This is a genomic window from Streptomyces sp. NPDC046203, from assembly GCF_040646255.1.
GTDB lineage: Bacteria > Actinomycetota > Actinomycetes > Streptomycetales > Streptomycetaceae > Streptomyces.
The window spans coordinates 14,540-27,447 of sequence record NZ_JBEYZX010000045.1 but is presented as its reverse complement, the minus strand read 5'-3'; the positions used below and the strand labels follow the sequence as shown (position 1 = coordinate 27,447).

The following is a 12,908-nucleotide window of genomic DNA, read 5'->3' as shown; positions in this document are numbered from 1 at the left end:
CGCCGGTGGCGAACCGGCGCGGACCAAGGCGATGCCTGACGTGTTCATGTCATGTCTGCGGAACGTGACATGTACGCGTCGATAAGCACGCTACGCACGTAGACCAGCCAACGGAAGGGGATCCGGATGCTTCCGTTGGTCTACGCCTGCGAAATACTGAGAGAGCTGCGGCGATGCCCGCGGCCTGAGGAAACTTTCAGCGAGCGGAAAGCGCGTGAGGGGTGCTGACGTGCACGGAAGCGGTACGGGGAGTGAAGCGCCGGCGGCCGGCGGGAGCTGTGTGGACCAGGAGTTCCTCGCGCTGGAGCGCGAGCTGGCGGTCCTGCTGCGCCGTGCCCGGGCCCAGTCCGGCGAGATGGCCCGCGAGGTCCACCCGGAACTGGAGCCCTCCGCCTACGGGTTGTTCATCCGCCTCGACGAGGCGGGCCCCCAGCGGGCCACCGACCTGGCCGCGTACATCGGTGTCGGCAAGGCGACGATGAGCCGCCAGCTGCGCGCCCTGGAGGACCTCGGTCTGGTCGCCCGCGACCCGGATCCGGTCGACGGCCGCGCCTCGTTGGTCCGGCTGACCGACGAAGGCCAGGGCCGATTCCGTCAGGTCCGCGACGCCCGCCGGATGAGCTACGTCCGCAAGCTCGCCGACTGGGACCGCTCCGAGGTGGCGGAACTAGCCCGCCTGCTCCAGCACTTCAACCTCCGCTCGGCCTGATCGCCGGGAGGCGGACGGCTTGGCCGACCTCGCCGACTTGGCCAGTTCGGCCGGTTCGGGTTCGTGGGGCCGGTCGGTTCGCGGGGCCGGTCGGATCGTTGGGCTCGGTCGCTCGTTGGCTCGGCGTGACCTGGCTCGGAGCGGCGTGGCGGGCGGGCCGGCCGGTTCGCCCTTCCCGGCGGATCCGGATCCCGGCCCCCGGTTCCGGCTCCGCCTCCGGGTCGACTCGTACCCCCGTGTCCCGGCGGACCCGCACCCGTATCCGTACCCCGGCCCGGGACCCGCACCCCGACCCTGACGGCCCCCGACGCCCCCGTCCCGCTCACCCCAGCCGCACGTACACCGCCGTCGCGTCGTCGTGCGGCTTGCCGCCCCGCGGGGTCGCCGATTCCGCGTCGGCCGTCTCCAGTACCCGGACGCGGTCGAGGAGGGCGCGGACGCCCTCCTTCTCCAGGACCCCGAACAAGTCGTCCCAGTCGCCCGCCCCGAACCGGTCGACCCACCGGGTCGCCCCGTCCGTGAGACCCGCGAGGGCCCGGACCTCGGCGCGTGGGGTCGTGCCCGTGAGCGCGCGGGCGGAGACGGCCGGATCGGCGGCGGCGGTGAAGAAGCCGCCCTCCTGGTTGCGCAGGCGGTCGGTGGCGGCGACCGAGCGCCGGACGTCGGCCGGGATCCGGTCGAGCCGGTCGTCGAGCACGGCCCGTACCGCGCCGTCGGGGGACCGCAGGAGCAAGGCCGCGTCGGACAGGACGAGGTGTTCGACCGTCAGGTCGTCCCAGCGGGCCAGGGCGACCGTCGCCTGGGGCGTACGGGGGTGAGAAAGGTCACAGGCGCTCCGGTGGGTGTCGGCGGTGCGCCGGATTGCCCGGGAAAGGATCTCGGACAGCGTCAGATCTCTTCGCGAAGCGGATAGTTCGGTCAGTGCCCCGCCGAGCCGGGCCGTGAACCAGGGCACACCGTGCACACATCCGTCGTCGCCCGACGGGGGTGTCACCCCGTCCAGGACCACCAGCGTGCCACCCAGGCCCGAGGCTGGCAGGGCGGTCGCCGCCCAGTCCTCGTTGGGGCGTTCGGGGCTGCCGGGAAGGGTCGCCGCTTCGGTCTGCATGACGTCCAGTCTGCCCCCGGTGCGCGACTCCCGCATGGCTCCTTCACATCGCCTCCAAACGGCCGAATACGGTCTGTACCAGCGGCGGCGTATGAGCTGGAGGCGAGGATCGGGCGGGTCCGGAAAGCTGCGGGCGGGCATCCTGCCAAAGGCCGCGCGGAAGATCCAACCGACAGGTGGGCGAGGTGCCCCGCGGTCGTCATCGGGAGTTGTTGACCAACTCCGGAGTGTTGTTCACTCGTTCGTGTGGCGGAGTGGCCGATGCGAGTCCCCTGACCAGAACCGCTGAAATGGTCGGTGGACACACCAGGGGTGGGGGGCTCATCCATGTGACCGGTCGTCACCTCTGCTTCAAGGGCGGACGAGTCAAGAATGCGAGCACCGGTGCAGAAGAAGCGGCCTCGGAGCAACAACGGCGCGCGGAGCCAGACCCCCGGTGACCCGCAGGCCACCGGCCTGCCCATCCGGCCCCTGCCGGCCGAACCCCAGGCGCCTCAGGCATCCCGGGCTCCCCGGGCACCCCGGACATCGCAGGCGCAGGCTCCCCGGACGCCCCAGACACCCCGGGGCGCGGACTCCATGGCTCCGGTCCCCCTCCCCGCCGAGGCCCTGAACCCGGCCCCGTCCCCCGCCTCCGGGCCGTCTTCCGTCTCCGGAACGTCTCCCGCCTCCGGACCGGCCGCCGCCCCGGCCGTCCCCGCCCCCGCGCCCGCCGCCACCGGCCGTACGAAGCGGGTCCGCAGCCGCCTCGTCGCCGGGGTCGCCCTCGTCGGCCTCACCGTGCTCGCGGCCGGCGCCCCCGCCGTCCTCGCCGCCTCCGCCGACCTCGACGAGTCCGTCGACCTGGTCGCCCTCGCGCAGCTGGACCGCCAGGCCGTCACCCTCGCGCACTCCCTCTCCGACGAGCGCGACGAGATCGTCGCGTACATCGCCGCCGGCCGCGACGAGCAGACCGGCACCGACAAGACCAAACGACGGATCACGGACGCCAAGTCCGCCCGCGTCGACCGCCAGATCGACGAGATTCGCGCCGCCGCCCCCGCGGACCTGCGCCGCGACCTGGCCGGACTGCCCTCCATCCGGCGTACCGCCCTCACCGGCAAGGGCAGCGCGCTCGAAGCCCACCGCGCGTACGGCGAGATCATCGGCAAGCTCCAGGCCCTCTCCGACCGGCTCGCCGAGCGCACCCCGCCGCGCGCCGCCGAGGCCGTCCGCGCGCCCGCCGCGCTCGGCCACGCCACCGAGCAGGCGTCCGCCGAGCGCGGTCTGCTGCTCGCCGCGCTCGCCGTACCCCGGCCCGAGGCCACCGGTGCCACCCACTACGACCCGGCCACCGGTACCTACGTCGCCGACGTCCCCGCGGGCTCCGAGGACGCCGAGCGCACCAGGAACGCGCTCACCGCCGCCGCCCAGCAGGCCCGGGTCCGCGAACTCGCCGCCCTCGCCGACTTCGACCAGGCCGCCACCGTCACCGCCCGCGCCGCCCTCGCCGCCGGTGTCACCGGGCCCGAGGTCAAGCAGGCCGAGCGGTATCTGTCCAAGCTCACCGACCGGCCCGAACTCTCGGCGGCCGAGCTGAACACCGACCCTGCCGCCCTGGAGGCCGCACTCTCCGCCCGCATCGAGCAGATGCGCGGCGTCGAATCGGCGCTCGCCACCCAGCGCGCCGAACGCCTCGGCGCCCTCCGCGACGGCGACGTCACCGGCCTGGAGACGCGGATCGCCCTGCTCGGCGGCTGTCTGCTCGTCGCCGTCGGCATCTCCACCTTCGTCGCCCGCACCCTCACCCGGCCGCTCGCCGCGGTGCGCATCGGCGCCGCCCGGCTGGCCGACGCGGCCGAGCCGCAGCGCGAGGAGCCGATCCGGTTCACCGGGCGCAACGACGAGTTCGCGCGGGTCGTCCAGTCCCTCAACACCCTCCAGGGCAAGTTCGCCGCCCTCGCCGCCCGGGTCGAGCAGCTCGACGGCGACCGCGCCGAACTGGCCGGCGCCCGCGACTCCGTCATCGCCGAGCTGACCGACCAGCGCGCCGAGCTCCAGAGCCAGACCGCGGTGCTCACCGCCGAGCTGGAGCGGCTGCGCGGCACCGTGCAGCAGACCTTCGTCAACCTCTCGCTGCGCAGCCTCGGTCTCGTCGAGCGCCAGCTGGGCGTCATCGAGAAGCTGGAGGAGCGCGAGCAGGACCCCGACCGGCTCGGCACCCTCTTCAAGCTCGACCACATGGCGACCGTCATGCGCCGGCACAGCGAGAACCTGCTCGTCCTCGCCGGCCACGAGCACCACCACGGCCACCCCGGCCCGGTCCCGCTCGTCGACGTGCTGCGCGCCGCCGTCAGCGAGATCGAACGGTACGAGCGGATCAGCATCCAGTCGCTGCCGCCGCACGCCCAGATCGCGGGCTTCGCCGCCGACGACCTGAGCCACCTGGTCGCCGAACTCCTGGAGAACGCGACCTCCTTCTCGCCGCCCGAGTCCCACGTCCAGCTCTCCGGCTGGCTGCTGGAGTCCGGCGAGGTCATGCTCTCCATCCAGGACAACGGCATCGGCATCGCCGCCGACCGCATGGAAGAGCTGAACGCCCGCCTCGCCGACCCCGAGGTCACCTACGGGGAGGAGACGGGCGAGGGCCTCGGCATCCGGGTCGCCGCCCTCCTCGCCGCGCGCCACGGGGTACGGGTCGAACTGCGCGAGCAGAAGCAGGGCGGCATCGCGGCGGTGGTCATCCTGCCGCTGTCGCTGCTGCCCGCCGCCGCGCCGGACGCGGTTCCTGCCACCGTCGCTCCCACCGGCCGCGCCGGGGGCCTCGCCGCCCCGGGCGCGCGGCTCACCCTGCCGGGGGCCGTCGCCGAGGCCGACGCGAACAGGCTTCCCCCACGGCACCGCGACCCGCTCATCGAGGCGGCGGAGCGCGCGATCGAGGAGTCGGGCTCGCACCCGATCGTCAGGCCGCGGCGGGAGGCCGAGCCCTCTGAGGCCGAGTCCTCCGAGGTGGAGTCCTTCGAGGCGGAGCCGGAGCCGGTGACCGAACCGGAGCCGTCCGCGCAGGAGCCGGAGCGGTCGTTTGAGCGGTCGGAGTCGGCGGAGACGTCGGAGCCGGCGTTCGGGCTGATGGACGCCTTCGGCGCCGGTGCGGGTACGGGTGCCGACCTTGCCGATGCCGATGCCGACACCGACACCGACACCGACGGCGCCGGCGTCCGGCACGATGCCTCGCACGACGTACGTCACGACGGCGCGGCCACGTCCCCGGTGACGCCGTCGTACGGCGCCGGGCCCGCGGCCGAACCGGCCGCCGGGCACGACGCCGACCCCGACGAGGCCCCCGCCCGCCCCGGTCTCCCGGCGCGCGGCACGGAGCACGCGGGGGAAGAGGAAGAGGCGGCGGAAGCCGCCGCATCAGATGTTCCCGGCACAGCGGACACCGAGCCCACCCCCGCGTTCGGCGAGTCCGTGTCGGAGACCACGCTCCAGGTACGGCTGCCCGTGCCGCCGCCCGCGGCGGCGGAGGAGACCACCCACGAGCGGGACCGTGAGAGGGCCTTCGACCAGGCCCAGGCTCCGGGACAGGCCCATGACCAGGGCTACGACCAGGGCCATGACCAGGCCGAGGTCCAGGTCCAGGTTCAGGCCCGGACTCCGGGAGAGGCCCATGACCAGGGCCGTGAGCGGAGTCACGAGCGGAGCCACGAGCAGGACCCGGGACACGCCTCGGGACGGATGCCCGGACAGACGCCCGGACGAACGCCCGGACTGACCCCCGGGCAGCTTTCCGAGCATGCCCTCGGGCGGGCTCCCGCGCCGGCCACCGAGCCGACGACGGCCCCCGAGCCGGCGCTCTCCGCGCCGGCCTCCGAGGAGACCGGCCCCGGCCCCCGCGAGGGCGCCTGGGACCGGGTCACCGACAAGGGGCTGCCCAAGCGCACCCCGCGGATAGTGCGGCAACCCGGCCCGGCGGCCGGCAACCCGCGGATACGCCGTGGCGGCGTGGACGCCGAGGCGTTGCGCCGCAGGCTCGGAGGCTTCCAGCTGGGAGCCGCGAACGGCCGCCGTGACGTGGCCGCCGAGATCCGGGCCGGAGCCACAGCACGTACCGAGGAGACCACGGGGGACACCGTCGAGGAGGCACGCAGTTGACTGCGACCGGAACATTCGGACTGAGCAGTGAGGCCCGCAACCTGCAATGGCTGCTGGGCAACCTGGTCGAGGAGGTGCCCGGGGTCCACTCCGTGGCCGTCGTCTCCTCCGACGGGCTCCTCCTGCTCTCGTCGGACCCGGACATCCAGAACAACGGCAGCGGCAACGCCAGCGGCAACGGCAGCGGCAACAAGGGCGCGAGCGCGCCGGCGGCGGCCCCCGCGCCCCCGCGGGGCGACGGGCCGCGCGGCTCCACCGCCGATCTCGCCACCATCGTCTCGGGCATCGGCAGCCTCACCATCGGCGCCGCCCGTCTGATGGACGGCGGCGGGGTCAAGCAGACCATGGTCGCGATGGACGAGGGCAGCGTCTTCGTCATGTCGATCAGCGACGGCTCGCTGCTCGGCGTGCACGCGGAGCCCGACTGCGACATGAGCGTGGTCGCGTACCACATGGCGCTGTTCGTCGGCCGGGCCGGACACGTCCTCACGCCCGAACTCCGCAGTGAACTGGCCAAATCCATGGAGGGCGTGCGGTGATACCCGCCGCGTCCGCTCACCGGCTGCCGAAGCGCGGGGAGGGGCGCCGCCCCTCCCGGGTCCGTCCCTACTCGCTCACCGGCGGCCGGACCCGCTTCGGCCACGTGCTCCTCGTCGAGACCTTCGTGGCCGCCCTCGAGGCCGCGCCCGAGAGGAAGGTCCTCACGGACGGCGGGGCGGCCGCGCGCGGTCTGATGCCGGAGATGCGGGCCATCGTCGAGATCTGCCGGCGGATGCGCACCGTCGCGGAGATCTCGGCACTGCTGAAGATGCCGTTGGGAGTCGTCCGGGTGCTGCTCAGCGACCTGGCCGACCAGGGAAAAATACGTGTGTACGGGACCGGTCACGGCACCGACCGGCCCGACCGCGCGCTCCTCGAAAGGGTGCTGAGTGGACTCCGCCGTCTCTGAGGCCGCCGTCGTGGCCGAACCGTCCGTCACCGCCGCGAGCACCGACGCGCCCGCGTCGCCCGCTCGTCCGGGTACGGGCATCCCCGCCCAGCCCACCGCCGCCACCCGGCCCATATCCGCGTCCGGTTCCGCGTCCGCGTCCGACTCCGGACCCGGCTCCGAACCCGGGGAGGGCGCCGAGCCGGATCCCGAGGACGGCGCGCGGGACTGGCAGCTGGACCACTCCCGGGCCCCCGTCGCGACCAAGGTCGTCATCGCGGGCGGGTTCGGGGTCGGCAAGACCACCTTCGTCCGTGCCATCTCGGAGATCACCCCGCTCCAGACCGAGGCGCTGATGACCCGGGCGAGCGAGGAGACGGACGACCTCACCGCCACGCCCGACAAGCTGACCACCACCGTGGCCATGGACTTCGGCCGGATCACGCTCGACGACGATCTGGTCCTGTACGTCTTCGGTACGCCGGGACAGCAGCGTTTCTGGTTCATGTGGGACGACCTGGTGCGCGGCGCGATCGGGGCCATCGTGCTCGCCGACACGCGCCGTCTGACCGACTGCTTCCCGGCGCTCGACTACTTCGAGAGCTGCGGTCTGCCGTACCTGGTGGCCGTCAACCACTTCGAGGGCACCGAGCGCTTCGAGGTGAGCGACGTCCGCGAGGCGCTGACCGTGCCGGAACGCGTGCCCGTCGTCATCATGGACGCGAGGAAGCGGTACAGCGTGGTCGAGACGCTCCTCGCGATGGTCGAGCACTCCCTCGACGCGACTCCCGAGTAGCCCGAGGTCCCGGGGTCCTGGGGTCCCGGGACCCCAGGACCCGTACGACCGAAGCCCCGCACCGCCGGGGCCCCGCACTGCCGGGGCCCGGAACAGCACAAGCCCCGCCCTCCCCGAGAGCCGAAGCCGGCGTCACCCCCCACCTCACCCGCCGCCCCCGAGCCCCTCAAGGTCAGCCCATGCGGAAGATACTCATCGTCGGAGCCGGCCAGTCCGGTCTCCAGCTCGCCCTCGGTCTCCAGTCGAACGGCTACGACGTCACCCTGATGTCCAACCGGACGGCGGACGAGATCCGTTCCGGCCGGGTCATGTCCACCCAGTGCATGTTCGACACCGCGCTCCAGCACGAGCGCGACCTGGGTCTGAACTTCTGGGAGGACCAGGCGCCGCGCGTCGAGGGCCTCGGCGTCTCCGTCGCCGCGCCCGACTCCTCGCGGGCGATCGACTGGATCGGCCGCCTCGACCGCTACGCGCAGTCCGTCGACCAGCGGGTGAAGATGGCCGGCTGGATGGAGGCCTTCGCCCGGCGCGGCGGCCGGCTGGTCATCCACGGGGTGGCCGTCGGCGACCTGGACTACTTCGCGCGCGGCTACGACCTGGTGCTCGTCGCCGCCGGCAAGGGCGAACTGGTGTCCATGTTCGGCCGGGACGCGTCCCGTTCGCCGTACAGCGAGCCGCAGCGCGCGCTGGCGGTGGCGTACGTGCACGGGCTCGGCCCGCGCCCCGAGCACCCGGAGTTCGACGCCGTCCGGTGCAATGTGGTGCCCGGGGTCGGCGAGCTGTTCGTGATGCCGACGCTCACCCTCTCCGGCCGCGCCGACATCCTGTTCTGGGAGGGCGTGCCCGGCGGTCCGCTCGACGTCTTCCGGGGCATCAAGGACCCGGCGGAGCACCTGCGGCTCACCCTGGAGCTGATGGAACGTTTCACCCCGTGGGAGTACGCCCGTGCCACCAAGGTCGAGCTGACCGACGCGGGCGGCACGCTGGCCGGCCGCTACGCCCCGACCGTACGGCACCCCATCGGCCGGCTGCCCGGCGGCGGCACGGTCCTGGGCGTCGCGGACGTCGTCGTCGCCAACGACCCGATCACCGGCCAGGGTTCCAACGCGGCCGCCAAGTGCGCCGCCTCGTACCTCGCCTCGATCGTCGAGCACGGCGACCGCCCGTTCGACGAGGCGTGGATGCAGAGCACCTTCGACCGCTACTGGGAGATCGCGCGCCCCGTCACCAAGTGGACCAACGCGATGCTCGCGCCCCTGCCCGAGCACGTGGTGAACCTGCTGGGCGCGGGGACGCGGCTGCAGCCGATCGCCGACCGCTTCGCGAACGGCTTCGAGAACCCGGCCGACTTCGAGAACTTCTTCTTCGACCCGGAGAAGGCCGCCGCCTACCTGGCCTCGCTGACCGAGCCCGCGAGCTGATCCCCGGAGGTCCGCCGGCGCCCTCGGTCCGACGCTCTCGGTCCGCTGTGCTCGGGAGGCCCCTACAGGTCCGCCGGGCGGGTTCCGCCGAAGCCCGTGTCCGCGCCGTTCGACGCTCCCTCCGGGAGTTCGGGCGGCGCGAACGTCTTCAAGGGCGCGCCGCCCGGGTCCGGGCGGACCGCGCCGAGCAGCGGATTGGCGGCGATCGGGGAGACCTTGATCCGGGTGCCGGGGCGCGGGGCCTGGACGACCAGGCCGTGGCCCAGGTAGAGCGCGATGTGGGTGGCCTTGGGGAAGTAGACGATCAGGTCGCCGGGACGCAGCCGGTTCAGCGGTACGTGCGGCAGCTTGGCCCACTGCTCCTGGCTGGTGCGCGGCAGCGCCCGCCCGGCCGCCGCCCAGGATTGCTGGGTCAGACCGGAGCAGTCGTACGTGTCGGGGCCCTCCGCGCCCCACTCGTACGGCTTGCCGATCTGTCGTACGGCGAAACGCAGCGCCCTCGCGCCCTGGGGCGAGGGGGTGCGGGCGCCGTCGAGGGCGCCGGATGCCATGAGGGTGCTCTGGGCGCCCGCGGTCTGCTCGGCGTCGAGCGAGGTGAGCCGGCCGAGCTGGTCGGCGGTGAGCGACGCGAGCAGCTTCTCCACCTCGCGGAGCTTGGCCTCGACGGCCTCCTTCTGCTTCTTCCGGTCGGCCAGCAGGGCGCGACCGCGCGCGAGGGCGGTGCGCGAGGCCGTCGCCAGCCCGTCCGCCTTCTGCTCGGCGGCCTGGAGCCGCTGGACCACCGTGGACCGCGACCGTGCCGCGCGGGCGGCCTGATGGGTCTCGTCGAGGGCGGTCTGCGGGTGCCGGGCGAGCAGCAGGGTGAGGTACGGGGAGAGGTCGGAGCGGCCCTGGTACTGGAGCCGGGCCAGCCGGCCTGCCTCGTCGCGGCCCTGCTGGAGGGAGCGGCGGGCGGCGGTCAGCAGGGCGTCGGTCCTGCGGGTGTCGGCGGTCTGCTTCTTCAGGGCCTCGTCGGCGGCGTTGTACGCCTCGGTGGCCTGCTCGGCCTCTTGGTAGAGGGTGCGCAGCCGGGTGAGCAGTCCGGTGACGGAGCCGTCGAGGGTGCCGGGGGCGGAGCCGGGGATGGAGCCGGTCAGGGAGTCGGTGGCCCCGGACGAGGTGTCGGTGCCTTCAGCGGCTTCAGCTGCCTCGGTGGCCTCGGTGGCCGAGTCCGTGAGCGCGTCCGCGGCCGGTTCGTCCGCCGCCCCGGGAGCGGGGGGTACACCGGGGACCGGCGCGAGCGGCGCCGCGAAGGCGGTCCCGCCCATCGGCCCGGTCGCCGCCAGAGTCGTCGTCAGGGCGAGCACACCCGTACCGATCGTGCGCAGCAGTCGTTTCGCCACGTCATCACCTCCACGGCCGCCGGCGGCCGCACGGCCCCGCGGCCCCGAGTCGTCACGCCTTCACGCCTTCGCGCTTGTACGGCGACGATGATGACCGGAGAGATGATGTGATCAGCGCATGATCGGGCGGGTGTCCCGCGCGCTCACTCGGACGGCGCAGCCGAGCCGGCCCCGCCCGCCGAGGGCGCGCCGCCCGTTGTTCCCGTGCCGCCCGTTGTCCCCGTGCCGTCCGTCGTGCCCGCGCCGCCCGCCGCGTCCGCGTCCCCCTTGACGGCCGGCTTCTGCCAGGGCCAGCGCAGCTCCCGGCGCTCCCGCCCGTCCGGCGCGTACACGTACACCCAGCCGCGCTGGAGCCCCAGCCGCTTGGTGTAGCCGGCGGGCTCGCGGCGGTACGCGTGGACCGTCGCCGGGTGTCCGGCGTGGGCCGGGACCGGCACCTCGTACCACTTCGGGGGGTGCCCGGTCGGACCGGTCAGGACCGGCAGCATCCGGCCGTCGAGGGGGCCGCCGCGAAAGGGGGTGTTCTCGCTTCTCACCCCACCAGTGTCCGTCAGGGCGTGGCGGCCGACGCCGGTGGACCGGGGGAGGGGGCCGCCCGGGGCGCACCTGCGGGGATGGCGGGGTGGGTGTGGGGACCGTACCGGATGGGGCGATCGCGCCCGGGCCGGTGCGGTCCCCGTCGCCCGCGTGGTGTCCGACGGGCTGAGACTAGTCCTCCGATACCGGTGTCGATGCGCACGCGCCGACGTTCTGGCCGGCCGGGAGCATGTCGACGGGGATGGCCAGGACATTGATGTCGTTGCCGCACACGCCGATGGCCATCATGCTGTTTCCGTTGAACATGGCCAGGTTCACGTCGCCATCGGCGGCGGCCGTGGTGGCGGTGCCCAGGATGGCCAGGGCGGCGAAGGCGAGGGCTGCTGGGATACGGACGCGCATGCGTCTCCTTCGGGGTGAGGGGCCGCCGGACGCGGCCGCCTGTCCCATCGGTCCCCGCTCCCGCCGGGATCGCTCGCCTCTGTCCCACGAACGGCCGTGCGGCGACCGCGCCCCGGCAGGGCGCTGCCGGTGTCGTGCCGGTCGACCACAGAGCCTTGTCTACAGGGCCTTGCCCAGGACCTCGGCGATCGAGCGGTAGGCGACCCGCAGGCTGCGCTCCGCGTCGTTCACGGCGTTGTCGTACTTCTTGGCCTCGTTCGCGGCGTAGTCGCGCGCCTCCCGGAGCTTCGACCTCAGGACGACGTCGTCCTCGGTGAGACCCGGAAGGTTTCCCGCTCCTGTGGGCATGGCGTTCCTCTCGTCGGCCGGCGGCTGCCGTCCGTCGGCAGCCGCCTGCCAGCCTGGGCGCTCACGCGACCGCGCGCACGCGGGCGGGCCCACCCCTCGGCCGTACGAGTGGGTGCCCCGCCCGCGCCCTGCCGCCGCCCCTCAGGCCAGCAGCCCCGACGACTTCCACATCCGCCGGCCCGGGCCCCGCAGCACCCCGACGTCGTCGAGGAAGTCCGTCAGCCGCTTCGCGCCCGACTGCATCACCTCGCGCCGGTGCCCGCTCGCCCGCACCTGGGCCACGGCCTCGCGGCGGTCCAGGCCCACGTTCTCGTACACTGCCGGGTTGATGAAGCACACGGAGAACACCCGGGCGGCCTCGCCGCAGCTCAGCCGGGTCAACTCCTGTTCCCAGCGTGGCGCCGTGATCATCTGGCGGCGCAACTCCTCGCGGGCGTACCGCACATGGCGCGACTCCTCGACCACATGGATGCGCGTCACGCCGCGGATCAGCGGCTGTATCCGCTCGTCCGGGAAGGTGAGCCGCTGCATCCAGTCCAGGATCTCCTCGCCGAGCAGGGTCGCGGCGAACGAACCGGGCGTGGTGGACACGGTCTTCAGGACCCGGGCGAGATTGTGGTACATCCGAGGCACCGGGTAGCCCGGGGAGCCGCCGCGCTTGATCATCCGGGCGAACATCATCGAGTGCCGGCACTCGTCGGCGATCTCGGTGAGGGCGTAGCGGACGTGATCGCTGGTGAGCGGCTTGTCGTAGATGTGCCGGACCAGCAGCTGCATCAGGATGATCTCGAACCAGATGCCCAGCGACGCGAGCGAGGCGGCCTCGTGGCGGGAGAGGTCGATCCGCTGCTCCTCGGACATCCGCCGCCACAGCGGGGTGTCGTAGAGCGAGACCAGCTCCGGCGGCCAGAACCACTTGCCGTCCTCGAACGGGGCCTCCCAGTCGAGCTCGGTGTCGGGGTCGAAGGAGTGCTTGAGGGAGGACTCCAGGAGCCGTTGGGCGACCTGTTCGCGGTCGCGCAGCGGTCCCAGGGCGTCCTGGAGGAGGGTGAAGTCGGGCTCGATGGGACGGGCCATGGTGGTGGCACCTCGCGCGGGGTCGTCGACGGGAAGCGGGCGGAGCGGCCGCGTCGCGAGGCCGCC

Annotated in this window: 11 protein-coding genes and 1 pseudogene; 6 read left to right on the top strand and 6 right to left on the bottom strand. The window is 73.5% G+C overall.

Annotated features, from left to right (window positions below):
* The first annotated feature begins 229 nt into the window (after positions 1-229).
* On the top strand, positions 230-709 hold the full coding sequence (locus ABZ990_RS25620) for a MarR family transcriptional regulator (protein WP_361236030.1): 480 nt from the start codon (positions 230-232) through the stop codon (positions 707-709).
* A gap of 322 nt (positions 710-1,031) precedes the next feature.
* Here ABZ990_RS25620 and ABZ990_RS25615 read toward each other — a convergent pair whose 3' ends face one another.
* Positions 1,032-1,817: a protein phosphatase 2C domain-containing protein gene (locus ABZ990_RS25615; RefSeq protein WP_361236027.1), complete on the bottom strand. Its 786-nt coding sequence runs from the start codon at positions 1,815-1,817 to the stop codon at positions 1,032-1,034.
* A gap of 579 nt (positions 1,818-2,396) precedes the next feature.
* Here ABZ990_RS25615 and ABZ990_RS25610 point away from each other — a divergent pair.
* From ABZ990_RS25610 to ABZ990_RS25590, 5 genes are all read left to right on the top strand, one after another.
* Entirely contained in the window at positions 2,397-5,951 is a 3,555-nt protein-coding gene (locus ABZ990_RS25610; RefSeq protein WP_361236024.1) for a nitrate- and nitrite sensing domain-containing protein, read from the top strand.
* On the top strand, positions 5,948-6,490 hold the full coding sequence (locus tag ABZ990_RS25605; RefSeq protein WP_361236022.1) for a roadblock/LC7 domain-containing protein: 543 nt from the start codon (positions 5,948-5,950) through the stop codon (positions 6,488-6,490). Before ABZ990_RS25610 ends, ABZ990_RS25605 begins: the two co-directional genes overlap by 4 nt.
* Entirely contained in the window at positions 6,487-6,900 is a 414-nt protein-coding gene (locus tag ABZ990_RS25600) for a DUF742 domain-containing protein (protein WP_361236019.1), read from the top strand. Before ABZ990_RS25605 ends, ABZ990_RS25600 begins: the two co-directional genes overlap by 4 nt.
* A gap of 112 nt (positions 6,901-7,012) precedes the next feature.
* Positions 7,013-7,675 carry an ATP/GTP-binding protein gene (locus ABZ990_RS25595; RefSeq protein ID WP_361236080.1) on the top strand — a complete coding sequence of 221 codons (663 nt, stop codon included), beginning with the start codon at positions 7,013-7,015 and terminating at the stop codon, positions 7,673-7,675.
* Positions 7,676-7,854: 179 nt separating this feature from the next.
* Positions 7,855-9,096 (top strand): styrene monooxygenase/indole monooxygenase family protein, encoded by a 1,242-nt coding sequence (locus ABZ990_RS25590; protein WP_361236016.1) that lies wholly within the window; start codon positions 7,855-7,857, stop codon positions 9,094-9,096.
* Between the two features lie 62 nt (positions 9,097-9,158).
* Here the strand turns inward: ABZ990_RS25590 and ABZ990_RS25585 are convergent, their stop codons facing one another.
* The 5 genes and pseudogenes from ABZ990_RS25585 to ABZ990_RS25565 all read right to left on the bottom strand — a co-directional run bounded on the left by ABZ990_RS25585 (position 9,159) and on the right by ABZ990_RS25565 (position 12,842).
* A complete protein-coding gene (locus ABZ990_RS25585) occupies positions 9,159-10,478 on the bottom strand; it encodes an NlpC/P60 family protein (RefSeq protein WP_361236014.1) in 1,320 nt (439 codons plus the stop codon).
* Between the two features lie 275 nt (positions 10,479-10,753).
* Positions 10,754-11,014 (bottom strand): annotated as a pseudogene (locus tag ABZ990_RS25580) (hypothetical protein); the annotation flags it as partial.
* A 172-nt stretch (positions 11,015-11,186) separates the two neighbouring features.
* Positions 11,187-11,417 (bottom strand): hypothetical protein, encoded by a 231-nt coding sequence (locus ABZ990_RS25575; protein ID WP_361236011.1) that lies wholly within the window; start codon positions 11,415-11,417, stop codon positions 11,187-11,189.
* Positions 11,418-11,576: 159 nt separating this feature from the next.
* A complete protein-coding gene (locus ABZ990_RS25570; RefSeq protein WP_361236008.1) occupies positions 11,577-11,765 on the bottom strand; it encodes a hypothetical protein in 189 nt (62 codons plus the stop codon).
* 141 nt (positions 11,766-11,906) lie between these two features.
* Positions 11,907-12,842 (bottom strand): diiron oxygenase, encoded by a 936-nt coding sequence (locus tag ABZ990_RS25565; protein WP_361236005.1) that lies wholly within the window; start codon positions 12,840-12,842, stop codon positions 11,907-11,909.
* Positions 12,843-12,908 lie beyond the last annotated feature (66 nt).

Coding starts and splice junctions, on each gene's coding strand:
- ABZ990_RS25615 (WP_361236027.1), bottom strand. CDS start 1,817: ATGCAGACCGAAGCGGCGACCCTTCCCGGCAGCCCCGAACGCCCCAAC.
- ABZ990_RS25565 (WP_361236005.1), bottom strand. CDS start 12,842: ATGGCCCGTCCCATCGAGCCCGACTTCACCCTCCTCCAGGACGCCCTG.
- ABZ990_RS25570 (WP_361236008.1), bottom strand. CDS start 11,765: ATGCCCACAGGAGCGGGAAACCTTCCGGGTCTCACCGAGGACGACGTC.
- ABZ990_RS25575 (WP_361236011.1), bottom strand. CDS start 11,417: ATGCGCGTCCGTATCCCAGCAGCCCTCGCCTTCGCCGCCCTGGCCATC.
- ABZ990_RS25590 (WP_361236016.1), top strand. CDS start 7,855: ATGCGGAAGATACTCATCGTCGGAGCCGGCCAGTCCGGTCTCCAGCTC.
- ABZ990_RS25610 (WP_361236024.1), top strand. CDS start 2,397: ATGGCTCCGGTCCCCCTCCCCGCCGAGGCCCTGAACCCGGCCCCGTCC.